Origin of the sequence: Streptomyces soli, assembly GCF_003999195.1 — a bacterium.
Taxonomy (GTDB): Bacteria; Actinomycetota; Actinomycetes; order Streptomycetales; family Streptomycetaceae; genus Actinacidiphila; species Actinacidiphila soli.
On sequence record NZ_RJVR01000345.1, the window covers coordinates 1 to 21,439 of the forward strand.

Sequence of the window (21,439 nt, forward strand, 5' to 3'; positions counted from 1 at the left end):
GGGATGTACCTCCCGTGCTGGGATCGTGCTGGGACGGACCCCTTCAAGACGACGTTTGTGCAGGTCGCAGCTCTGCACTGGATATTCCGCTTCAACGTCTAGTTGATCTCGCGGAGGGCGGTCTGACCTGCGGCGGAGGGGGTCGGGCGGGCTTAGCGGTCCGCACCGAGTCCGCAAGCGCGCTGACGCGGAGTCAGCGCGGGAGAGTTGCTACGCCGCCTCTTGAGCCTGCGGGTCGCCCTCGTCGGGGCTGTCCGCGTACGCCTTGTCGACGGCGGCCCGGGTCCGCTCCTCAGAGTCGGGCCACAGGTGGGTGTAGATGTTGAGCGTCATGGCCGCGTTGGTGTGGCCGAGGCGCTCGGAGACGGTCTTGACGGACTCGCCGTGCTTGATGAGCAGGCTGGCGTAGTGGTGCCGCAAGGCGTGGGGTCCGGTGCCCTTCGTAATGCCGGCCTTGCCGCAGGCCGAGGCCGTGACGGTGGCCGCCGTGGACGGCGGCCTGCCGCAGTTGTTCGTACTGCCGCGCCGCGCGGGCGCCCTCCGCCGAGTCGCTCTTGCCGACAGACCTGCAGGTTCCTGATCTCCCCTGTTTCGGTGATCGGTTTGGGTAGTGGTCGAAGCGGGGCGGCCTGATTCAGGACCCGGCGGGGCCGGTGCCCGTAGCAGAACGATTCGAACTCGCGCAGCGCGTGAAGCAGGTATTGCTGATCCGCATTATCGAGACCACCTGCCACGACACCTGGTCCAACCTCCGCCGCCAGCTCGAGCGCCTGCACGTTGGCACCTTCACCGGCCCCGCCGGGACGTTCCGCCAGTGCACCGAGATCACCAAGGCCCAGCACGCGATCCTCGCTGCCTTGGACATCCCCGCCTTGCAACGGTTCCTCGAGGTCACACCCCCACCCACCCGCGGCAACGCAACCGCCTAGGCACACGCCCCGGCGACGCTCCAGCATGCATTCCTGCAGGTCAGCCCGACAATTCGAGCCCTAGACCCCACCCACTTCTGCGGAACCCAGGACGTGGCAGCTATGACTTTCGAGCGGCACAGGGTCAGGCTGGATGATGGAGGTGGTTGCCGTGGCCGGCGATGCTCCGCTGATGGTCGTGGACGGCGAGGGCGTGGTGCTGCAGTGGAGCCGCGAGGCGGAGGAGCTGCTGGGGCGTGCGGCGGACGGGGTAGTCGGGCGGTTGGCGACACACCTGGTCACCCGCACCGCGGCGATGTCTGGCCACTGTGCGGAGTCGGGCCGTGGTGAGGTGGCGCTTCACCGCGGGGACGGCCGCTCGGTCGACGTCGACCTGCGGGTGCGGCCGGTGCTGCGCCAGGACGGCTCTGTGGCCTGGGCTGTCTTCCAGGCGCCAGCGAATGAGGGCACCTCGCCCGGTGTGGGGGCCGCGGTGCTGGAAGCCCTGTTCACCCACGTACCGGTAGGCCTGCACGTCCTGGACAAGGAGCTGCGGATCGAGTCGGCCAACATCGCCGCGCAGGCAATGTGCGGCGTGCCCGCTGAACAGATCCTGGGGCGTCCCCTGACCGATGTGTACGGTCTATCCGCTCCCGACGAGGTGGAGGAGATGCTGCAGGGTGTGCTGGACAGCGGCCTGCCCGCGCCGGAGCGTGTGGTGCGCGTGCATCCCAAGAACGACCCGGGACGAACGTACATGGCCGGGATCTCGGCGTTCCGCCTTCAGGACCCGCAGGGGGCGGTCCTAGGGGTGGCGGCAGCGGTGGACGACGTCACCGAACGCGAAAAGACGCGTGCCCGTCTGCGCGTCCTCGGCGCGGTGTGCAAGCGGGTGGGACAGACCCTCGACGTGATGGCCACCTGCCAGGAACTGGTGGAAGCCCTCGTGCCGGGCTTCGCCGACATCGCGGTGGTGGAAGTCCTGGACTCTGTGGTGCGCGGCGAGGAACCCCCGCTCGGCCCCCTCGGCCGGGATGTGCCGCTGCGCCGTGCCGCTTTCCGCCACAGCGGCGGCGAGCAGCAGCTCCAGGCACATCCGGTGGGCGACGTGCGCAGCCTGCCGTTCCCGACCCCTTACGCCCAGGCCCTGGCCGACCTCAAGCCCCGCCTCGTCGTCCTGGGCCCCGACACGACCTGGCTGGCAGCCGATCCCGAACGCGCCGAGGCGGTCCGCGCATCCGGTGCCCGCACACTCCTCGCCGCCCCCCTGGCTCTGCGCGGCACCCTGCTCGGACTGGTGAGCCTCTACCGCACCCAACAGGCCGAACCCTTCGACGAAAAGGAAGTCGCCCTCGCCCTCGAGTTGGCTGCCCACACCGCCCTGTGTATCGACAACGCCCGCCGCTACAGCCGCGAGCACACCATCGCCGCAACCCTTCAGCGCCACCTGTTGCCTCCGTGCCCTTCCGCACAGAGCAGCGTGGAAACCGCCCACCTGCACGTGTCCGGCGATGAGGGCGGAGGTGGCTGGTTCGACACCTTCGCCCTGTCCAGTGCCCGCACCGCCCTGGTGGTCGGCGATGTCGCAGGCCAGGGCATCCACGCCGCCACCACCATGGGACGGCTACGGACCGTCATTCGCTCCCTGGCCGCACTCGACCTGGAACCCGACGAGCTCCTCGCACGCCTCAACGACACGGCAATACTCCTGGCCCACGAACGCGCCGCTCTCCCGCCCGGCGACCCGCTGCACCGGGAGGCGCTCACCGCTAGTTGCGTGCATGCCGTCTACGACTCCATCGCCCGCACGTGCGTCATCGCCCGGGCCGGCCACCCCGCACCCGTCATCGCCCACCCCGACGGCACCACCGAGATCCCCGACCTGCCCACCGGACCTCCCCTGGGCAGCGCCGAAGGACCACCCTTCGACACCGCTACCGTCGCAGTCGCCGACGGCAGCATCCTCGCCTTCTACACCACCTCCCTCCTTCCCACCCCCCCCGTCCGGCACCCCAGGCGACCCCAGTCCCCTCCGGCAGGTGCTGGCCGACCCCCACCGCCCCCTCCAAGGCCTGTGCGATGACGCCCTCTACCGGCTACACAGCGACACCCGCCCCGGCGACGCCATCCTCCTCCTCGCCCGCACCCACACCTTCCCCACCGACCACATCGCCACCTGGCATCTCGACCACCACCCCACAGCAGCCGCCACCGCTCGCACCCACACCCAACGCCAACTCACCGCCTGGGGCGTGGATGAGGAAACTACCTACGCCACCGAACTGATCGTCTGCGAGCTCGTCACCAACGCCATCCGCTACGGCACCCCACCCCTCAAACTACGCCTCATCAAGGAACGCACCCTCACCTGCGAGGTCCACGACACCAATTCCACCTGCGCACCGCGCTTGCGCCACGCCAGGACGACCGACGAAGGCGGACGCGGCCTGTTCATCGTCGCCCAACTCGCCCAGAACTGGGGCACCCGCTACACCCCCGACGGCAAGACCGTCTGGACCGAACAAGCCCTCCCACCGTAGCCCCGATAACCCGGTAAGGCCCGTACTCGATTTCCCCGGCATCGCATGGCACTCCCCCTTGCTCGGTCCGGCAGTGGAGTAACGGCCGCGCCAACTGCCGTCCAGAACTTGCCGGTTGATGGTCGCGTAGTACCCCACCCCGATCCACGCCCCAGCGGGGCGCCGTCCGTTCAGGGTCGCGGGAACACAGCGCCAGTGCTCACCGGGCTCCGTCGGCGTCAGGATCGGATGCCCGCCGGTCCCGGCGTAGTGACGAGCGTGCTTGAGCGGCGAGGAGTTGCAGCAGCCGACGTGGCCGCAGGTCAGGCAGAGCCGGGTCCTGGTGATCACCCTTCCGGTGACTGGCCGGGTCGGTGTCCGGCGATGGTCCCCTCGACCCACGGGCGCAGGAGGTGCGCGGGTGCGGCACCGGTCTGCCGGGCGATGACCTCCCCCTTGTGGAGGACCAGCAATGTGGGCACCGCCTGTACTTCGAATCGCCTCGCCAGCTCGGGTGATCGGTCGATGTCGACCTTGACGAGTTTGATCTGTCCGGCCAGTTCGCGGGCGACCTGTTCGAGTGCGGGGCTGACCATCAGGCAGGGACCGCACCAGGGGGCCCAGAGGTCGACGACGACGTACGGGGCCGCCTGCTCGGCGATCTCGGCGAAGTCGTCGTCGCCCGCGTCGGCGATCCACGGAAGCGGGGCCTTGCAGTTGCCGCAGCGGGGCCACCCCTCGGCGGCCGCACGGACGCGGTTCGTGCGCCCGCAGTTGGGGCAGGTGACGGTCTGCCGCTGCGGTTGCCCCTGGTGTTGCCTCGGCATTGTCGGCATTGCTGTCACGCCGCCTTCGGCGTCTCGCGCGCCTCGGGATGGTCATAGCTGACAAACAGCTCGCCGCTCTTGGCGTCGACGTGGATCGCGGTTCCGTCCTGGACGTCGCCGCGCAGCATGGCCCGGCCGATGAGGGTCTCGACCTCATGGGAGATGTAGCGGCGCAGCGGCCGTGCACCGTAGACGGGGTCGAAGCCCTGCTGGGCGATGACCTGGCGGGCGTTCTCGGTGAGTTCGACGGTGATCCGGCGCTCGGCGAGACGGCGGCGCAGCTCGTCGAACTGGAGCTCCACTATCCGCTCGATCTGCTTCAGGACGAGGGGCTTGAACAGCACGATGTCGTCGACGCGGTTGAGGAACTCCGGGCGGAAGTGGCCGCGCAGTTCACTTATCACCAGGGCCCGGGCCTCGGAGGTGATCTCGCCTTCGGGGGTGACGCCGTCGAGCAGGTGGGTGGAGCCGATGTTGGAGGTCATGATGATGACGGTGTTGCGGAAGTCCACCCGGCGGCCCTGGGCGTCGGTGATGTGTCCGTCGTCCAGGATCTGCAGCAGGGTGTTGAACACGTCCGTGTGCGCCTTCTCGACCTCGTCGAAGAGGATCACCGAGTAGGGCTTGCGGCGTACCGCCTCGGTGAGCTGTCCGCCCTCCTCGTAGCCGACGTATCCGGGCGGCGCGCCGAGCAGCCTGCTGACGGTGTGCCGTTCCTGGTACTCGCTCATGTCGAGACGGATCAGGCTCTCCTCCGAGTCGAAGAGCGCCGCGGCGAGGGTCTTGGCCAGCTCGGTCTTGCCGACCCCGGTGGGGCCGAGGAAGATGAACGACCCGATGGGACGGCGTGGGTCGCGGATGCCGGAACGGGCCCGGATGATGGCGTCGGAGACCAGCTTGACGGCCTCCTCCTGGCCGATCACCCGCTCGCGCAGGATCTCGTCCAGCCGCAGCAGCTTCTCGCGTTCGCCCTCCTTGAGGCGGGAGACGGGGATGCCGGTCCAGGCGGCGACGATCTCGGCGATCTCCTCCTCGGTGACCACCTCGCGCAGCAGCCGGTGCTCGCCCTGCTTCGCGGCCAGCTGCTCCTCCTCGGAGGCCAGCCGGCGTTCCAGGTCGGCGAGTCTGCCGTACCGCAGCTCGGCGGCCCGGTTGAGGTCGTAGCTCCGCTCGGCCTCGTCGGCCTGGTGGCGTACCTGCTCCAGCTCCTGCCGCAGATCCTGGACCCGGCGGATGGCCTGGCGTTCGGCCTCCCACTGGGCGTGCATCGCGTCGGCCTCGGCGCGCAGGTCTGCCAGTTCGCGGCGCAGCTCCTCCAGCCGGGAGCGGCTCGCCGGGTCGGTCTCCTTGGCCAGCGCCGCCTCCTCGATCTCCAGCCGGGTCACCCGGCGGCTGATCTCGTCCAACTCCGCCGGCATCGAGTCGATCTCGGTACGCAGCCGGGCGCACGCCTCGTCCACCAGGTCGATGGCCTTGTCGGGGAGGAACCGGTCGGAGATGTAGCGGTGGCTGAGGGTCGCTGCCGCGACCAGCGCGGTGTCCTGGATCCTCACGCCGTGGAAGACCTCCAGGCGTTCGCGGAGCCCGCGCAGAATGGAGATGGTGTCCTCCACGCCCGGCTCGTCCACCAGCACCTGCTGGAAGCGGCGTTCCAGCGCCGCGTCCGTCTCGACCCGCTTGCGGTACTCGTCCAGGGTGGTGGCGCCGATCATGTGCAGCTCGCCGCGGGCCAGCATGGGCTTGAGCATGTTGCCGGCGTCCATGGCGCCTTCGGCGGCGCCCGCGCCGACCACGGTGTGCAGTTCGTCGACGAAGAGCAGGATCCGCCCGGCGGCTGCCTTGACCTCGCCGAGGACGGCCTTGAGCCGCTCCTCGAACTCGCCTCGGTACTTGGCGCCCGCGACCAGGGAGCCCATGTCCAGGGCGAAGATGGTCTTGTCGCGCAGCCCCTCGGGCACGTCGCCGCGTACGATGCGCTGCGCGAGCCCCTCGACGATGGCGGTCTTGCCGACGCCCGGGTCGCCGATGAGCACGGGGTTGTTCTTGGTCTTGCGGCTGAGGATCTGCACGATCCGGCGGATCTCGGCGTCCCGGCCGATCACGGGGTCGAGCTTGCCGTCGCGGGCCTCGGCGACCAGGTCGCGGCCGTACTTCTCCAGGGCCTCGTACGCGGCCTCCGGCGTCGCCGAGGTGACCCGCTGGCTGCCGCGCACCCGGGTGAGCGCACTGAGGAACGCCTCCTTGGTGACGCCGTGCTCCTTCAGCAGGCGTCCCGCGGCCGTGGAGGGGCCCTCATCGGCGAGTGCGAGGACGAGGTGCTCCACCGACACGTACTCGTCCTTGAGCCGCTTCGCCTCCTGCTCGGCTGTGTCCAGCAGCCTCGCCAGCCGCTGGGTGACGAACACCTGTCCCGGCGCGGCGCCGGGGCCGGTCACCTTGGGCCTGCGTGACAGCTCGGCGCGCACGGCCTCGCGCAGGGCCGCGGTGCCGGCTCCCGCCTGGTCGAGCAGGCGCGGCACCAGGCCGTCGGGCTGGTCGAGGAGAGCGAGCAGCAGGTGCTCGCCGTCGACCTCGGTCTGCCCGAGGCGGACCGCGAGGGTCTGGGCCTCCTGAAGGGCCTCCTGCGATTTCTGGGTCAGGCGGTTCATGTCCATGGCGGTAGATCACTCCTAGCCCCGCTGCGCCGCAGTGCGGCTTCGAGCAGGCTGATGCGGTCGAGCAGGTCGAGAACCAGGCCGATCGAGGCGTAGTTCAGGCAGAGCCCGGCCCGCAGCCGCTGGATACGGGCGAGCCGCGCCGGTGCCGTACGGTCGAACCGCAGCTGGCCGTGGGCGTCGCGGTCCGCGTCCACCAGGCCGAGCGCGACGAACCGCCGGACCAGTTCGGGATGGAGCCCCGAGCGCCGGGCGACGGTGTCCAGGCTGATACGGGGTGTCGGCGCCAGGGGGTAGCGCGTCGGCGACGGTGCCTGCCGGGGGCGGACGGTCATCGTTGCCTCCTGGGGTCGAAGGAGGAGGCGGCGGCCAGTTCGGCGAACAGCTCGCGTTCCCGGTCGCTGAGTCTGGGCGGCACCATGATCCGCACCTCCGCGTACAGGTCGCCCGGCGCGCCACGGGGATTGGGCATGCCCTCGCCGCGCAGCCGCAGCTTGCGCCCGCTGGACGAACCGGCGGGCACGGTGACCTTGGCGGTGCCGCCCGGGGTGGGTACGGGCACGGTCGCGCCGAGCGCCGCCTCCCAGGGCGCGACGGGAAGAGTCACATGGATGTCCCTGCCATCCAGCCGGAACAGCGGATTCGGCTCGATCCGCACCCGCAGGTACAGATCGCCCGCCGTGGCGCCGCCGCTGCCCCGGCCGCCCTGACCGGCCAACCGGATCCGCTGCCCGTCGGTCACGCCGCGCGGAATGGTCACGTCGTACGTGCGCGGCCCGCCGGGACCGGCGAGGGTGACGCTGCGGCGGCCGCCCCGATAGGCCTCCTCGACGGACAGGTGCAGCTCGGCCTCCTGGTCCGCGCCCGCCACCCGGTCGGGCGCGCCGCCCGCACCGAACAGGTCGCCGAACAGGTCCTCGAAGCTGACGCCGGCGCCCCCGAAGCCTCCGAAGCCCTCCGCGGTGTCCCTCGCGTACCGGACCCGTCCGCCACCGACACCGCCCGGCCATCCGCCGCGCCCGGCGCCTGCGGCCGCGGCGACCCGCTCGTCGTAGTCCTCGGGGATCTGCCGGAAATCCGGCCCGAAGCGGTCGTAGCGGGCCCGCTGCCCGGGGTCGGACAGCACGCTGTACGCCTCGTTGAGCTCTTTGAAGCGTTCCTCGGCCGCGGGGTCCTTGTTGACGTCGGGGTGGTAGCGGCGGGCAAGCTTGCGGAACGCTTGCTGGATCTCGTCGGCACTCGCGGTGCGCGGCACGCCCAGCACCTCGTAGAAGTCCCGTGCCATCGGCGGTCACTCCCGCGGCTTGCTCACCGTGACGGCCATCGGACGCAGCTGGCGCTCCGGACTGCCATAGCCGGGGCGCTGCACTCCGACGACCGTGCCCGGCTCGGTGTGCGGGTCCTCGACGACGCGGACCACCTCGTGCTTGAAGGGGTCGAACGGGATGCCGGTCTCCTCCTGGCGTGGATAGCCGAGCCGGTTCAGTATCTCGACGGCCTGGTCCCGCACCGCCTTGATCCCTTCGACGATGGAATCAGGGTCGGCCTCGGCGTGTGCGAGGGCGAGCTCCAGGTTGTCGACCACGGGCAGCAGTGCCGCCAGCACGCGGGCACGCTCGGTCTGCCGCTCGTGCTCCAGCTCCCGGGCATGCCGTTTGCGCAGGTTGTCCAGGTCGGCCAGAGCCCGGCGCCAGCGGTCCTGGACCTCTTCGAGTGCCTCGGTGTACTCGTCCGGGGCGCTCGTGGCCCTCGGAGTCCCGGGGGTCTTCTCCTGCGCTTCCGCAGTCTTCGGGGCGTCCGGGGCGGCCTGCGGCTCCGGCGGTGCGGTCGCCGCGTGCTTGTGGGTGGGAGGCGGTTGTGGTTCGTGCCGGCTGGTCATGGGTGCCTCAGCTCTTGTCGAACTCGGCGTCGATGACGTCGTCGTCACCGCCGGGACCGCCGGTCCTGGTGCCGCCCGCTGCCTCGGAGCCGCTCGGGCCGGGCGCGCCCTCCGCGGAGGCGGCAGCGCCTGCCTGCCGGCCGGCCAGGGAGTGGTAGATCTGCTGGAGCTCGGTGGTCAGGCCGCGCACCCGGTCCAGATCCGCCTCGGCCTTGATCGCCTGCCGGGCGTCGCCGACCAGCATCCCGGCCCGGGCCCGCTCATGCTGCGGGACCGCGTCGCCCAGCTCGGAGAGGCGTCGTTCCACCTGGTAGGCCACCGCGTCGAGTTCGTTGCGGGCGTCGACGGCCTGCCGCCGGGCCAGGTCCTCGCCGCGGTACTTCTCGGCCTCCTCGACCATCCGCTCCACCTCGCCGCGGTCCAGATTGGTGGTGTCGCTGATGGTGATGGACTGCTCGGCCCCGGTGTCCTTGTCACGGGCCGTGACGTTCAGGATGCCGTTCGCGTCGATGTCGAAGGTGACCTCGATCTGCGGCTCGCCGCGCGGTGCGGGCCGTATGTCCTTCAGCTGGAAGCGTCCCAGGACCCGGTTGTCGGCGGCGAGTTCGCGCTCGCCCTGCAGCACCACGACGTCGACAGCCGGCTGGTTGTCCTCGGCTGTCGAGAACACCTCGGTGCGGCGGACGGGAATCGTGGTGTTCCGCTCGACGATTTTCGTCATGACACCGCCACGGGTCTCCACGCCCAGCGACAGCGGGGTGACGTCCAGGAGCAGCACGTCCTTGACCTCGCCCTTGAGGACCCCGGCCTGGACGGCCGCGCCCACCGCCACGACCTCGTCGGGGTTGACGCTCATGTTCGGGTCCTTGCCGCCGGTCAGTCGGCGCACCAGTGCCTGGACCGCGGGGATCCGGGTCGAACCGCCGACCAGGATAACCTCGTCGATGTCGGTGTCGGTGACCTTGGCGTCGGCTATCGCCTGCTCGATGGGGGCGAGACAGCGCTCCACGAGGTCGGCGGTTATCTGCTCGAAGGTGGACCGCATCACCGTCTCCGTCAGGTGCTTCGGGCCCGACGCATCGGCGGTGATGAAGGGCAGGCTGACCTGTGTCTGGGTGACCGAGCTCAGCTCGGTCTTGGCCTTCTCGGCGGCCTCGAAGAGCCGCTGCAGTGCTTGCGGGTCCTGGCGCAGGTCGATGCCGTTGTCACGCTGGAAACTGTCCGCCAAGTGATCGACCAGGCGGCGGTCGAAGTCGTCACCGCCGAGGTGGGTGTCACCGGCCGTCGACCGCACCTCGACCACGCCCTCGCCGACGTCGAGGATGCTCACGTCGAACGTGCCGCCACCGAGGTCGAAGACGAGGACCGTCTCGTGCTGGTGCTTGTCCAGGCCGTAGGCGAGCGCGGCCGCGGTCGGCTCGTTGATGATCCTGAGCACCTCAAGGCCCGCGATCCGCCCAGCGTCCTTGGTGGCCGTGCGCTGGGCGTCGTTGAAGTACGCCGGTACGGTGATAACGGCTTCCGTGATCCGCTCGCCCAGCGACTTCGCGGCGTCATCGGCGAGCTTGCGCAGGATCAGCGCGCTGATCTCCTCCGGCGCGTACAGCCTGTCGCGGACCTTGAACCGTACCGCTCCGCCCTCGCCCTCCACGACGTCATAGGCCACGGCCCTGGTCTCCTCGGTGACCTCGTCGTAGCGGCGGCCGACGAATCGTTTGGCGGAGGTGATGGTTCCCTTGGGGTTGAGGATCGACTGGCGGCGGGCAAGCTGGCCCACCAGCCGTTCGCCGGTGTCGGTGAAGGCCACCACCGAGGGTGTGGTCCGGCTGCCCTCGGCGTTGGGAACGACCCTCGCCTCGCCGCCCTCCCACACGGCGATCACCGAGTTGGTGGTGCCCAGATCGATTCCGACTGCCTTGGCCATAAGGAAGCTCCTTTCACGATCGGCCGCGGGCGGAGACGGGCCGCAGGGGAAGGTCAGGAGGCGGCGATGTGCTCCCGGTCCGACGGCTTGGCGAGCAGCCGCGCGGCCTCGTCGGCGACCTCGGCGTCCGTCAGCACCTCGTAGTCGCGGCGTCCGCGCTGGGCGGCGTCGAACACCATGCCGAGCAGCGCGCCCACGACGGCTCCGAAGATCAGCCCGTACAGCGCCAGCACCAGCCCGCCGACAACCGGGTCGAGCCAGTTCAGGAGGCCGAAGATCCAGCCGATGAGGACTCCGGGAAGCGCGCCGGACGCGGCCCCGTTGAGCGCGGCCCGACCGTAGTCCATCCGGCCGATGACCTGCTCCACCAGTTGCGGGTCCTGGCCGATGATGGCGACCCGGTCCACCGGAAACCCCCGGTCGGACAGGAAGTCGACGGCCCGCTCCGCCTCGGCGTAGCTCTCGTACGAGGCAATGCTCCGACGCATCTGGTCGTTCATCTCGGCCTCCTCCGGCCGTACCCCGACCCTGACAGGCTTCGTGACCACCTCTTCCCACTCCCATTCCCCTGAAGGGACAAAGTACTCAAATCAATTGATATGCGGCAAAAGTTATGCGCAACGAGGTGTTCGTCGGTCGTCCCTCTCGGCCGTCAGCCTGAGGCAGGCACCTCGCGCACCACGTCGGTGGGCTTCTTGTCGAAGCGGAGGCCGAGGAAGCGGGGGTGCCGCAGCCTGCCGTCCCTGGTCAACTCGGTGAAGCCGATCTGGGCGACCAGCTCCGGACGCACCCAGCGCGCGCCGCGTTCCCGTATCTCGGGCCCCGCCTCGAACGGGGAACGCGACTGCCGCAGAGCCTCCAGGCGGCGGCGCAGGTCGAGCAGGGTGGCCCGGTCGAAGCCGGTACCGACCTTGCCCGCGTAGCGCAGGCGCCCGCCGTCGTAGTAGCCCAGCAACAGCGCGCCGAAGCCGGCCCGGCTGCCGGTCGGCTCGGTGAAGCCGCCGATGACGAACTCCTGCCCGGCGGCGCACTTGAGCTTGAGCCAGTCGGACGACCGTCTGGCGACGTAGACCGAGTCGGCGCGCTTGGCGATCAGCCCCTCCCAGCCGCGGGCGCACGCCTGGTCCAGGAGCTCCTGCCCGCCGTGGTTGCGGTGCGGCGTGAAGCGCAGCGGTCCGCGGAACTCGAAGGCGCTGCGCAGCAACTGCTTCCGGGTGCGCAGCGGCAGCCGGGTGGTGTCGCAGCCGTCCAGCCGGAGCAGGTCGAACAGGAAGTAGACGACGGGGACCCCGCTGGCCAGGGCCGTGCGCGGGTCGGTGAGCTGCATCCGTCGTTGCAGGAGGGAGAAGTCGGTGCGGCCGTCTCGGAATGCGACGATCTCGCCGTCCACGGTGAAGTCGGAGCACTCCTGCTCCGCCAGGGCGGCCGCGACCTCGGGGTAGGTGGCATTGAGGGGCAGGCCATTGCGGGAGAGGAGCTGAACGCGGTCATGGCTGCGCAGTCCGAGGGCACGTTCGCCGTCCAGTTTGCGTTCGAAGAGCCAGCCACCGTCGAAGGTCCGCCGGCCGCTGAGCACGGCCAGCATCGGCCGGTCCACCGCGTGCCCGTCCGCTGGCGGGCAGCGCAGGCGGTCTCGTTGTTCCACGGGCAGCCGGTCCAACAGTCCGGCCCGCATGGCCTCCTCCTCCCGGGTTCGGATGCCCGCCTCGGAGAGTCAGCGCTCGGGATCGTCCTCCGCTGCCTGGAACGTCCTGGTCCAGGTGGCGCCGCACCGGCAGCGGGACTGCTCGATCAGATCGCCGTCCTCGGACACGGCCAGGCCGTGGTTGAGGCGGACGTGAACATGCTGACTCATGGCCGGCCGGCTTCCGCTTGATGGGTTTCGGGCAGGAATTGCTGACAGTCCTGCCCGTCCATCATGCAATGGCTCCGGCGCGACGGGGACGTGACTGTCGACACGTACTGGGCCGCTGCCTTTCCCCGCCCCGCCGGAGGCCGACGGGTCAGCCTTGGCCCTGTTCGCCCTTGCCGCTCTGGATCTCGACGTGGCGGGGCTTGGCGGCCTGCGCCTTGGGGACGGTCAGGTAGAGCACACCCCCGTCCAGGTTCGCACTGACGTTCTCGGCGTCCACCTCGTTGGGCAGCACCGCGCGGAACTCGAACCGGCCGACCTGCCGGGTGCTGCGACGCAGCAGACCCTCGCGCTCGCGCACCTTGATGTCACCGCTGACGGTCAGCTCCCGGTCGGCGACCTCGATGTTGACGTCGTCCGCCTTGACCCCCGGCAGCTCCACCTCGATCTGGTACGCGTCGTCCGTCTCGTAGATGTCGGCCAGCGGCGTCCACTGAGCCACACCCGCCGCAGCGGCGCCTCCGCCGACCGTGGACTCCATCAGCTGTCCCATCCGCTGGAACAGGTCGTCGAACTCGGCCAGCGGGTCCCTTGTCCAGCCCGGGAGCCGCCGTTCGGCCAGCCCTCCGGATCGCTGTCGTCGTGCGGGCAGCGTCATACGACTCACCTCCGCGATAAAACTGCGGACAAATCGGACATTGGTTCAGCTACCCCTCCTGGCCTCATGCACACCGGCCTCACACATTCACGCCGCGGGGCGCTCGGCGTGGGGCATCGCCGTGGGACGACGGCTCACTGCCGCGGGCTCTCAGGCGGGCCTGGTGCCATAGCTCTGACTGTGCGGCAGCACCGGGAGTTCGGGGGCGGCGTTCTCCAGCGGTACGACGGGGCCACGGACCAGGCCGAGTTGGACGACCTGACGGGGAAGCAGCACGTCGAGGAGCCAGTCGGTGACGACGCGGGCGCGATTGCACCCCGGCAGCGACGCGAGATGGTAGCCGCGGGTGGGCGCGTTCCCACAGCCGGTGGTCGATGATGATCCACCCGGTGAGGGCGAGGGTGGACAGCGCGGCGAGGAGCGTCAGCTGCGAGATGCCTTGAGCGGTGACGGCCTGCCAGGTCGTGCAGTTGATTAACCCGACGGCCGTGGTGGCGAAGACGCCCGCCAGGGCGCGGTACAGGCTCGTGAACAGCCGCCCAGGGGCGGTTGGCGCGCACCATGCCCAGGACCAGGCGGACGTGGCCGCGCAGCCCCGGCACCGCATGGCGCTCGCGCCTGGACTCCTCCCCGGGTGCCGGACGGCCGACGACCGGGGAATCCACCGGCTCTTCGTCCTGCGCGGCCAGTTGCCTGACGGCGCCGACCACCGCCTGCCGCACCCGGCGCCGCAGACGCCGGGAGCCGAGGGCGGGGGTGGCGGCGCTCGACGCGGCCGGGAGACTACTTCCCGCTCCAGGAGGCGCGGCGCTCTCCGGCGCCGGCGCCGTCACCCACCCCGGGGCGCGGGTCCTGATCCGTCACCTTCCGCCGCCACGGCCGCCCGCACCCGCTGCTCCTCGCGAGCGGAGCCGACGTCCCGTTCCAGGGGTGTGCGGCTCACGGCCGTCGCGAGGTCCTCCAAGGCCCGTTTCTGCAGTTCCGCCCCGCGCCGCACCACCGGGCTCCGGTCCCCGGCGGCGGCGCCCTCCCACGCGTGGAGCGCCTCCTCCACGCGCCCCCAGTCCGGATTCCTGTGCTCGCGCACGTCGACTGCCGCCTGCGCGGTGTCCGCCTCCAGGGCCTCGGCGAACCGCTCCGCCTCGGGGACGAAACGGCTGTCGGCCCGCGGGACGTGGCTCTCCATGAGCATCGCCGCCCGGCCGAACCTCTTGAGCGCCTCTTGCGCCTCCTCCGCCTCGCGCGACGTCAGACCCCTGGGGCGGACCGGTTCCCGCCTTGCCCGGTCGTAGGCCTCCTGCCAGGCGGCACGTGCCTCCCTGCTCGCCAGCAGTGCCCTGCGCATGTCGGTGCGATGCTCCCGGGTCGGTTCGGCGTAGCTGCGGAGCACCGCGGCCGCGTAGCGGCCGTTGGCGGCGAGCCAGTCCGCAAGCCGGCCCGGCAGCCGGGGCGTCTCCCATGCGGGGAACACCACGTACGCCAGCATTGCCAGGGCCCCGCCGAGCAGGGTGAGCACCACCCGCTCCGGGACCGTCTGCTCCCATGCCTGGCCGCCCATGCCGAGCAGGAAGACGACGTAAGCGGCAGTGAAGCACTGGGAGTAGGCGTAGCCGGTACGGATCAGCGTGTACGACAGGCCCGCCGAGACCACCGCCAGCGCGCCGAACACATGGGCGTCCGGGGCCAGGGCCCGCACCATCCCGGTGGCGAGCGCGACCCCCGCCAGGGTCCCGGCGAGACGGGCCACCGCACGCGCGTACGTCCGGTGGAAGTCCGGCCGCATCACCATCACCGAGGCGATGGGCGCCCAGTAGCCGTGGCCCAGGGGTAGCCGGGCGGCGATCAGATAGCCGAGCGTGGCCACCGCCGCCAGGCGGACGGCGTGCCGGAACACGGGCGAGTCCCGGCGGAGCTCACGGCGGACCGCCCGGACGACGACCGGGAGCAGCCGGAACATTGTCGGGCGCACCAGGAACTGGGCGCCCGCGGGGCCGGGCGGGGTGGGCGTCTTCCCGCGCGCGCCGCCGCTCCCGGCGATCTCCAACGCCTCGCCGAGTAGTTCCACGAGCCGCTCGGCGGCCTGCCGCGCGGGCCCCTCCAGCACCTCGTGCTCCTCGTCGACGCGCAGGACGTCCGCGCTCCCGGGCGGCACCTCGGTGGGAGTGCCGCGGCGGATCGAACGGGCGGCCGCGTCCAGGACGTCGGCGGCCGCGTCGAGCAACTCCCGCGCGCGGTCCCGCCCGGGTCCCTCCGCCGGGGCGCCGACGTCCGGGTCGGCGAGCGCGGCGACGACCGGCCGAATGCGCTCGGCGAGGCCCCGGGGGCCGTGGAGGACGGGGGGACGGGTGCGGGCCTGTGATGGCGTCACGGCGGCCGCGTCCCGCGCCGTCATCAACGGCTCCGGGTCGAAGGGGGCGGTCGGGTCGTGCCGCAGCCGGCGGGCGTAGTCCGCCACGGCGGCCAGGGCGTCGGCGAGCGCGTCACGATGCGCCCCCCAACGGCGGATCGGGAACAGCAAGATCAGCACGGCCTGCGCCACGCCTCCGAGCGCGATGACCCCGGCGTGCTCCAGGGCTCGCCCGACGCTCGTGGGCAGGGTGATGGTCACCAGCATGCTGCCGACCGTCGTCGCTGCGACGATCCCAGCGGTCGATCCGACGGCCCACGCCATCCCCGCGGCAAAGGCCCATACGGCCAGCAGTGGGAGGAACGTCACGAGTCGCCCCGCCGCCAGGTAGCCCACGAAGGTGCTGAGCGCCAGACCCGCGCCCGCGCCGAGCGCGATCACCTTGCGTGGACGCCAGGTGCGCTGGAAGGTGGCCCCACCCGCGGAGTAGGCACCGAGGGCGGCGGACGCGGCGTACGCAGGGGAGACCAGCGACAGCGCCGGCCCGATGACGATCGCTACCCCAGCGGCCGTGCGCAGCGCGAGCAGGGGCTCCAGCCGCGTCTCCTCGATCGTGAGCCCGGATCGCACGACCTCCCCGAAGGCCCGCAGCCACGTCACGGGTGTGAGCCTAGCCGGAACGCCCTGCCGGGTCGCGTCGGCCGCGCCGCCGCCTCCTGGCCGCGCCGCGCTCGGCGGGCGCGCGACCCCGGGCCGACCTACACTCACAAACCGGCACCCTCGCGTACAGGGCGATGGATGACCACACCCCTAGCGCCGCCTGTCCAGCCCCAGCGGCCGCGGCTCGACGTCGTCCTCGTGGCCGATCCGGGATGGCCGACGGAGGTCGCGAAGCGGCTGAAGAAGGGTGACGGACCTGCCCAACCGGGACAACACCCGCCCCGTCATCGCCATGATCAGCCCGCCGGAGCACATCGCGCTGCTGTCGCTGCCCATGCTTAGCCTGATGGGCGTCGCCCACCGGCTGACGGGAGCGGCCCTCGGCGTGATCGGAGCGCTGATCCCGGAGTCCGGCAACGCCCTGCCACCCGGGAGGATCCAGTACACCAGCGAGGCACAGCACTACGTCCTTCCCGGCGTCCGCGGGCGGTTGCGGCTGCAAGGCGGGATAGTCCGCGTCAACCGGCCCTGGCTGCTGTTCACCGGCCTCTCCGAGCGCTCGCTGGCGTGTTCGCCACCGCGGCGTCTCATCAGCAGCGACATCTGGCGGGTCACCCTTTACGTGGGGCCGCTCCGCGACGCGGTGTTCACCCTGCTGTCGATCACCGCGCTGGTCGGCTGGCTGGTCGTCGACCACGAACTGTGGGACCGTCCGCGCGACGAGATCGCCCGGCAGCAGGCACGCCTGTTCAACCTCGGCGCCGTGATTTCATCGGCATCGCCTGCCTGTACGCCACGCTGTTCGTGCTCGTCCATGTCACCGCGGCGTTCCTGCTCACACCGGAGTCGTTGCGCCCGGCCTTCGGGCACCAGCCCGATGCCGGGTACTACCTCTCCCTGGCCCGGTTCATCACGTCCATGGGAACCGTCGGCGGTGCGCTGGGCGCAGGCTGGGAGGACGAGCGTGTGGTGGGCCGGGCCGCCTACGGGGTCCGTCAGGGGGGGCAGCGCCAGGACACGGACTGGCCCGCCACCGGCCGACGCCACTCGGGGCCCGCGGTGCGGACCAGGTTGCCCGTCTGCTCCCGGTGCTCGTGCACGAGGCGAATCGCCATGGCACCCTCACCGGTCGCCGAGGCCACCCGTTTGACCGAGCCGCTCCTTACGTCGCCGGCGGCGAAGACCCCGGGAAGGGTGGTCTCCAGCAGCAACGGACCACGGCCGAGCGAGGCCCACCGGGTCGCGTCGGCCGCCGCCTGGGCGTCGGCGCCGGTGAGGACGAAGCCCTTCTCGTCCAGGGCCAGCACGCCCCTGAGCCATTCCGTGCGCGGCCGGGCCCCGATGAACACGAACAGCGCCGCGGCCCGCAGCTCCCGGCGCTCACTACTTGCGTTGTCCTCCACCATCAGCGACTCCAGCTTCTCCTCCCCGGAGACGCCCCGGACTTCGGTGTGGAGCAGCACCTCGATCTTCGGGTGCCGTTCCACCTGGTCCACCAGGTAGCGCGACATGTCCGCGTTGAGGTCACCGCCCCGGACGAGGAGGTGGACCCTGGACGCGTGGTTCGCGAGGAACAGCGCCGCCTGCCCAGCGGAGTTCCCGCCGCCGACCACGGCGACCGGATCCGCCTGGCAGAGACTGGCCTCGTGGACCGTCGCCGCGTAGTAGACGCTGGTGCCCTCCAGGCGGTCGATGCCGGGCACCTCGAACCTGCGGTACCACACGCCCGAGGCGAGCACCACGGCGCCGGCCCGGGCCCGGGACCCGTCTGTGAAGGTGACGACGTACTCGTCGTCCTGCGGGGTGAGCCCGCTGACCTGGGCCGGCACCATGAGGCGGGCACCGAACTTGTTGGCCTGGAGCACCGCGCGTTCGATGAGCTCGCCCCCGGAAATGCCCGACGGGAAGCCAAGGTAGTTCTCGATGCGAGACGAGGTACCGGCCTGGCCTCCGGTGGCCACGGCGTCGACGGTGACCGTGGTGAGGCCGTCGGAGGCACCGTACACGGCGGCGGCGAGTCCCGCGGGGCCCGCACCGACCACCATCACGTCGCACCGCCCGACCTCCGGCGAGGGGGCGGGCAGCCCGATGAGCCGGGCGAGTTCGGCGTTGCTCGGATTGCGCAGCACCCGCTCGCCCTTCCAGATGACCACCGGAGTCTCCTCGGGACGGATGGAGAACCGACGCAGCAGCGCCTCCGCCTCCTTGTCCTTCTCCAGGTCCACCCAGCGGTGGGGCAGCCGGTTGCGGGCGGCGAACTCACGCAGCCGCAGCGTGTCCGGTGAATAACACGACCCCAGGATCCGGAAGCCGGCGCCGAGTCCGATGAGCAGATACCGGCGGCCCAGGTAAGCGCGGAGGATCAGGTCGCCGAGGACGGGGTCGCGGCCGACCAGGGCGCGTTGCCGCTCCACCGGTACGGCCAGGATCTCGCCCGCCTCGCGCACCACGGCGGTGTTGAACGCCGCCTGGCCCTCCAGCAGCCCGAGTTCACCCAGGAACCTGCCGGGTCCGTGCACCGCCACCGTGCGCTCGTCGGGCCCGCCGTGGTCGTGGAGGATCTCGACGGTCCCGCTGAGGATCGCGAGGAACTCCCGGAACGGCTCGCCCTCGCGGTACAGCACCTCGCCCTCGGCGGTCCTGCGGCGCTCACCGTGCGCGGTCAGGTCCTCGAGCTGCTCCGGCGTCAGGCGCGGGAACGCCCCGTATCGGTCCGGTGTCTCGCGGACCGCACTCTGCTTGTGCTCGGCCCCGCTCATCAGACCAGGGCCTCGTGGACGTAGCACCAGCGCCAGTCCTCTCCCGGCTGGAAGGACTGCACGATGGGGTGACCGGCGCTGCCCGCGTGCCGCCTGGCGTGCTTGAGGGGCGAGGAGTCGCAGCAGCCGACGTGCCCGCAGGTGAGGCAGAGCCGCAGGTGCACCCACGGGGAACGCTCCATGAGGCACTCCTCGCAGCCCCCCGGGGTACGCGGCGTCACTGGGCGCACCATCGCCAGGTGCGGGTCGGGAATCGTGGCCATTAGGGTTCGCCTTCCGTGGGCGGGACTGCTCAGCCGCGGCCCGCGATGGTCTCCTCCACCCAGCGGCGCAGCTCCGGGGCGGGGGCGGCACCGACCCGGCGGGGCATCTCCGCTCCCTTATCGAGCGGGACCAGGGTCGGCACGGCCATGACCTGGAACCGCTGCGCGAGGGCCGGCGACCGGTCGATGTCGACCTTGACGAGCTTGAGCTCGCCGGCGAGCTGGTGTTTGGGTCACCGAGTTCAGCTCGGTCTTGGCCTTGTCCGCAGCCTCGAACAGCCGCTGCAGCGCGTGCGGGTCCTTGCGCAGGTCGATGCCGTTCTCCTGCTGGAACTTGTCGGCGGGGTGGTCCACCAGGCGCCGGTCGAAGCCGTCGCCGTACAGATGGCTGTCGCCCGCCGTGGACCGCACATCGACCACGCCATCGCCGACGTCGAGGAGGCTGACGTCGAAGGTACCGCAGCCCGGTCTCGTGCTGCTTCTTGTCCAGACCGGAGGCGAGTGCGGCCGCGGTCGGCTCGTTGATATGCGCAGCACGTCGAGGTCGGCTATGCGTCCGGCGTCCTCGGGGCGGCGTGCGCTGGGCGTCGTTGACCGAGGAGTCGGAGGAAGACCAGATAGAGCATGCGCAACGCCATGCGATCTGAGCCTGCCATGATCGCCTGGAGCTGCAAAGTGCCTAATCAAGGGCTATGCATACCTTCTGGCACCCTACAGGGCATTGGACTCCTCTGTGCGTGACTGCCCGATCACCCTATGGGACGACTGTCCGGGTGCGACGGGAGATAGCGTCATTCACCCGGGGTAAGGACTGCGATGGCGACAGGTGAGTCCGACACCGGGGCGAGGGTGCCTCAGGAGGGTACCGGCGCATGGACTTGAGGTCGTCGCCGCAGGGCGTCAGCTACCAGAAACTTCAGACGTTCGCGCGGGACAGGCCCCACGCTGGATCGTGTTCTCGAACCGGCCGTCGATGCAGGTGGTAGGGGAGTCGTCGACGCTCCGTTTCAACGTCTGACTACCCGTCAAGAAAACTGCGCGGCTTGCCTGTTGGTTGGTCGGGCACTTCCTCCTGTCCGCGTGGTCCTCGCACGGCGAGTGCGGGGTGTCGACAGCGGGCCCCGGCCGACTCCGGCGCGGCGGGCGTTTCACACCTTGACGACTTCTACGGCGGGGCCGCAGAGGAGCGTCAGGTCCTCGGGGTCAGAAGTGAGGACGGTGACCGGCTGGGGCGCTGTGCGGGCGATAGCGGCGAATGCGGCGTCGATGGCGTACTTGTGGCCATGGAGATGGTGGGCGCGGAGGAGGGCGGCGGCCTGGTCGGTGACCTCTTTGGTGACGTCGTGAACGTCGACGCGGGAGAGGACCCACTTGATGCGGGCGTGGTGGATGTGCTCGTAGTCGGCTTCAAGGGTGGTCATTGCGCTTGTGGCCACGCGGACGCCCTCTTCTGATGCCGCTTGGACAAGAGCCACGATGGTACGGTCCTTGCGGTAGAGCTTCGAGAGGCCTTCACTGTCGAGCAGCAGGGTGCCGGGCATCAGGCAGCGGCCCCGCCGACCTGCCGGTGGTCATGGCGTAGCAGCGCGCGGGCGGCCTCGACCTCCTCACGGGTGAGTTTGTCGTTGTCGGTCTCGAAGTTGGCGACGATCTCCCGGAGCTTGTCCATGGCGACCCGTTGTTCGAGGGCTTCGGCGACGTAGGCGGAGAAACCGCCTGGGCCGACGTGGGCGCGCACGGCCTCGGCGAGGTCCTCGGGCAGGCTGATCGAATACTTCCTGCTACTGCTCATGGTGTCAATCTTACCATCGGTGGTAAGTGTCTGGGTGGGGGCAGCCTCGAAGGCGACGCTCGGCCTCGTCGGAGGTGTAGTCGGTCCGCAGGCAGTCCGCAGGACACCCGCAAGCGCCCGTCGGAGGCCAACGCAACCAAACGTAGAAATCCCTGGTCAAAGCCCTGTTCAGGGTTCCGCCGCAGGTCAGAATCGGCCTGGATACGTTCCGCTTCAACGTCTAGTGGGTGACATACCACCACGTCGCTGATCTGGCAAACATGCAGGTCAGGAGGGGTCCAACTCTTCGGAGTCGGGCCCCTAGTAGACTGTCGTAGCTAATTTTTGGGATAGAGGTGGCGCAGTTTGATGCGTGCGTCGTGGGTGGTGAACTGCCAGTCCACCTGGCGTTGGTCGG

General features: G+C 70.6%; 21 protein-coding genes and 3 pseudogenes. 4 read left to right on the top strand and 20 right to left on the bottom strand.

The annotated features are described in order from the left end of the window. Positions 1 to 210 precede the first annotated feature (210 nt). Positions 211 to 447, bottom strand: a complete 237-nt coding sequence (locus tag EFK10_RS41750) for a tyrosine-type recombinase/integrase (RefSeq protein WP_407647248.1) — start codon at positions 445 to 447, stop codon at positions 211 to 213. Here EFK10_RS41750 and EFK10_RS48175 point away from each other — a divergent pair. The 4 genes from EFK10_RS48175 to EFK10_RS51500 all read left to right on the top strand — a co-directional run bounded on the left by EFK10_RS48175 (position 434) and on the right by EFK10_RS51500 (position 3,448). After that, the gene (locus EFK10_RS48175; RefSeq protein ID WP_164836372.1) at positions 434 to 580 is read left to right on the top strand and encodes a hypothetical protein; all 147 of its coding nucleotides are present in this window, start codon (positions 434 to 436) and stop codon (positions 578 to 580) included. The genes EFK10_RS41750 and EFK10_RS48175 overlap by 14 nt on opposite strands. 73 nt (positions 581 to 653) lie before the next feature. Continuing rightward, a complete protein-coding gene (locus EFK10_RS48180) occupies positions 654 to 929 on the top strand; it encodes a hypothetical protein (RefSeq protein ID WP_164836373.1) in 276 nt (91 codons plus the stop codon). 151 nt (positions 930 to 1,080) lie between these two features. Continuing rightward, the gene (locus tag EFK10_RS41760) at positions 1,081 to 2,991 is read left to right on the top strand and encodes a SpoIIE family protein phosphatase (protein WP_240677799.1); all 1,911 of its coding nucleotides are present in this window, start codon (positions 1,081 to 1,083) and stop codon (positions 2,989 to 2,991) included. After that, complete coding sequence (locus EFK10_RS51500; RefSeq protein ID WP_240677800.1) at positions 2,948 to 3,448, top strand: ATP-binding protein; 501 nt, start codon at positions 2,948 to 2,950, stop codon at positions 3,446 to 3,448. The genes EFK10_RS41760 and EFK10_RS51500 overlap by 44 nt, the downstream gene beginning before the upstream one ends. Before the next feature lie 189 nt (positions 3,449 to 3,637). Here the strand turns inward: EFK10_RS51500 and EFK10_RS41765 are convergent. The 19 genes and pseudogenes from EFK10_RS41765 to EFK10_RS41855 all read right to left on the bottom strand — a co-directional run. Then, a pseudogene (locus EFK10_RS41765) lies at positions 3,638 to 3,778 on the bottom strand (UBP-type zinc finger domain-containing protein); the annotation flags it as partial. Further along, positions 3,775 to 4,254 carry a thioredoxin gene (gene trxA, locus EFK10_RS41770; RefSeq protein ID WP_127360864.1) on the bottom strand — a complete coding sequence of 160 codons (480 nt, stop codon included), beginning with the start codon at positions 4,252 to 4,254 and terminating at the stop codon, positions 3,775 to 3,777. The gene trxA and the pseudogene EFK10_RS41765, both read right to left, overlap by 4 nt. A 14-nt stretch (positions 4,255 to 4,268) precedes the next feature. Next, the gene (gene clpB / locus EFK10_RS41775) at positions 4,269 to 6,908 is read right to left on the bottom strand and encodes an ATP-dependent chaperone ClpB (RefSeq protein ID WP_127360865.1); all 2,640 of its coding nucleotides are present in this window, start codon (positions 6,906 to 6,908) and stop codon (positions 4,269 to 4,271) included. Then, complete coding sequence (locus EFK10_RS41780) at positions 6,899 to 7,243, bottom strand: chaperone modulator CbpM (RefSeq protein WP_127360866.1); 345 nt, start codon at positions 7,241 to 7,243, stop codon at positions 6,899 to 6,901. The genes clpB and EFK10_RS41780 overlap by 10 nt, the downstream gene beginning before the upstream one ends. Beyond that, positions 7,240 to 8,193: a DnaJ C-terminal domain-containing protein gene (locus EFK10_RS41785; RefSeq protein ID WP_127360867.1), complete on the bottom strand. Its 954-nt coding sequence runs from the start codon at positions 8,191 to 8,193 to the stop codon at positions 7,240 to 7,242. Before EFK10_RS41785 ends, EFK10_RS41780 begins: the two co-directional genes overlap by 4 nt. A gap of 6 nt (positions 8,194 to 8,199) precedes the next feature. Beyond that, the gene (gene grpE, locus EFK10_RS41790) at positions 8,200 to 8,787 is read right to left on the bottom strand and encodes a nucleotide exchange factor GrpE (RefSeq protein WP_127360868.1); all 588 of its coding nucleotides are present in this window, start codon (positions 8,785 to 8,787) and stop codon (positions 8,200 to 8,202) included. Between the two features lie 7 nt (positions 8,788 to 8,794). Next, positions 8,795 to 10,711, bottom strand: coding sequence for a molecular chaperone DnaK (gene dnaK, locus EFK10_RS41795; RefSeq protein WP_127360869.1), 1,917 nt, complete (start codon positions 10,709 to 10,711; stop codon positions 8,795 to 8,797). Between the two features lie 53 nt (positions 10,712 to 10,764). Beyond that, positions 10,765 to 11,211, bottom strand: a complete 447-nt coding sequence (locus EFK10_RS41800; protein WP_127360870.1) for a general stress protein — start codon at positions 11,209 to 11,211, stop codon at positions 10,765 to 10,767. A 152-nt stretch (positions 11,212 to 11,363) separates the two neighbouring features. Next, entirely contained in the window at positions 11,364 to 12,386 is a 1,023-nt protein-coding gene (gene ligD / locus EFK10_RS41805) for a non-homologous end-joining DNA ligase (RefSeq protein ID WP_127360871.1), read from the bottom strand. Positions 12,387 to 12,425: 39 nt separating this feature from the next. Next, positions 12,426 to 12,566 (bottom strand): hypothetical protein, encoded by a 141-nt coding sequence (locus EFK10_RS48185; protein ID WP_164836375.1) that lies wholly within the window; start codon positions 12,564 to 12,566, stop codon positions 12,426 to 12,428. Between the two features lie 148 nt (positions 12,567 to 12,714). Beyond that, a complete protein-coding gene (locus tag EFK10_RS41810) occupies positions 12,715 to 13,221 on the bottom strand; it encodes an Hsp20/alpha crystallin family protein (RefSeq protein ID WP_127360872.1) in 507 nt (168 codons plus the stop codon). A 150-nt stretch (positions 13,222 to 13,371) separates the two neighbouring features. Then, a complete protein-coding gene (locus tag EFK10_RS53655; RefSeq protein WP_407647247.1) occupies positions 13,372 to 13,497 on the bottom strand; it encodes a hypothetical protein in 126 nt (41 codons plus the stop codon). Positions 13,498 to 14,050: 553 nt separating this feature from the next. After that, positions 14,051 to 16,228: an FUSC family protein gene (locus EFK10_RS41820; RefSeq protein ID WP_127360873.1), complete on the bottom strand. Its 2,178-nt coding sequence runs from the start codon at positions 16,226 to 16,228 to the stop codon at positions 14,051 to 14,053. 995 nt (positions 16,229 to 17,223) lie between these two features. Beyond that, positions 17,224 to 18,987 (bottom strand): FAD-dependent oxidoreductase, encoded by a 1,764-nt coding sequence (locus tag EFK10_RS41830; protein WP_127360875.1) that lies wholly within the window; start codon positions 18,985 to 18,987, stop codon positions 17,224 to 17,226. Further along, positions 18,987 to 19,250 (bottom strand): UBP-type zinc finger domain-containing protein, encoded by a 264-nt coding sequence (locus EFK10_RS41835; protein WP_127360876.1) that lies wholly within the window; start codon positions 19,248 to 19,250, stop codon positions 18,987 to 18,989. The genes EFK10_RS41830 and EFK10_RS41835 overlap by 1 nt, the downstream gene beginning before the upstream one ends. 29 nt (positions 19,251 to 19,279) lie before the next feature. Next, positions 19,280 to 19,471: pseudogene (locus EFK10_RS41840) on the bottom strand (thioredoxin family protein); the annotation flags it as partial. A 4-nt stretch (positions 19,472 to 19,475) separates the two neighbouring features. Beyond that, positions 19,476 to 19,842 (bottom strand): annotated as a pseudogene (locus tag EFK10_RS41845) (Hsp70 family protein); the annotation flags it as partial. 556 nt (positions 19,843 to 20,398) lie between these two features. Further along, positions 20,399 to 20,791, bottom strand: a complete 393-nt coding sequence (locus EFK10_RS41850; protein WP_127360878.1) for a DNA-binding protein — start codon at positions 20,789 to 20,791, stop codon at positions 20,399 to 20,401. Next, positions 20,791 to 21,042, bottom strand: a complete 252-nt coding sequence (locus tag EFK10_RS41855; RefSeq protein WP_127360879.1) for a hypothetical protein — start codon at positions 21,040 to 21,042, stop codon at positions 20,791 to 20,793. Before EFK10_RS41855 ends, EFK10_RS41850 begins: the two co-directional genes overlap by 1 nt. Between the last annotated feature and the right edge of the window lie 397 nt (positions 21,043 to 21,439).

What these genes read in the sequence shown, in the direction of transcription:
- trxA (WP_127360864.1), bottom strand. Translation starts at nt 4,254, where the DNA reads ATGCCGAGGCAACACCAGGGGCAACCGCAGCGGCAGACCGTCACCTGC.
- clpB (WP_127360865.1), bottom strand. Translation starts at nt 6,908, where the DNA reads ATGGACATGAACCGCCTGACCCAGAAATCGCAGGAGGCCCTTCAGGAG.
- EFK10_RS41780 (WP_127360866.1), bottom strand. Translation starts at nt 7,243, where the DNA reads ATGACCGTCCGCCCCCGGCAGGCACCGTCGCCGACGCGCTACCCCCTG.
- EFK10_RS41785 (WP_127360867.1), bottom strand. Translation starts at nt 8,193, where the DNA reads ATGGCACGGGACTTCTACGAGGTGCTGGGCGTGCCGCGCACCGCGAGT.
- grpE (WP_127360868.1), bottom strand. Translation starts at nt 8,787, where the DNA reads ATGACCAGCCGGCACGAACCACAACCGCCTCCCACCCACAAGCACGCG.
- dnaK (WP_127360869.1), bottom strand. Translation starts at nt 10,711, where the DNA reads ATGGCCAAGGCAGTCGGAATCGATCTGGGCACCACCAACTCGGTGATC.
- EFK10_RS41800 (WP_127360870.1), bottom strand. Translation starts at nt 11,211, where the DNA reads ATGAACGACCAGATGCGTCGGAGCATTGCCTCGTACGAGAGCTACGCC.
- ligD (WP_127360871.1), bottom strand. Translation starts at nt 12,386, where the DNA reads ATGCGGGCCGGACTGTTGGACCGGCTGCCCGTGGAACAACGAGACCGC.
- EFK10_RS48185 (WP_164836375.1), bottom strand. Translation starts at nt 12,566, where the DNA reads ATGAGTCAGCATGTTCACGTCCGCCTCAACCACGGCCTGGCCGTGTCC.
- EFK10_RS41810 (WP_127360872.1), bottom strand. Translation starts at nt 13,221, where the DNA reads ATGACGCTGCCCGCACGACGACAGCGATCCGGAGGGCTGGCCGAACGG.
- EFK10_RS41830 (WP_127360875.1), bottom strand. Translation starts at nt 18,987, where the DNA reads ATGAGCGGGGCCGAGCACAAGCAGAGTGCGGTCCGCGAGACACCGGAC.
- EFK10_RS41835 (WP_127360876.1), bottom strand. Translation starts at nt 19,250, where the DNA reads ATGGCCACGATTCCCGACCCGCACCTGGCGATGGTGCGCCCAGTGACG.
- EFK10_RS41850 (WP_127360878.1), bottom strand. Translation starts at nt 20,791, where the DNA reads ATGCCCGGCACCCTGCTGCTCGACAGTGAAGGCCTCTCGAAGCTCTAC.
- EFK10_RS41855 (WP_127360879.1), bottom strand. Translation starts at nt 21,042, where the DNA reads ATGAGCAGTAGCAGGAAGTATTCGATCAGCCTGCCCGAGGACCTCGCC.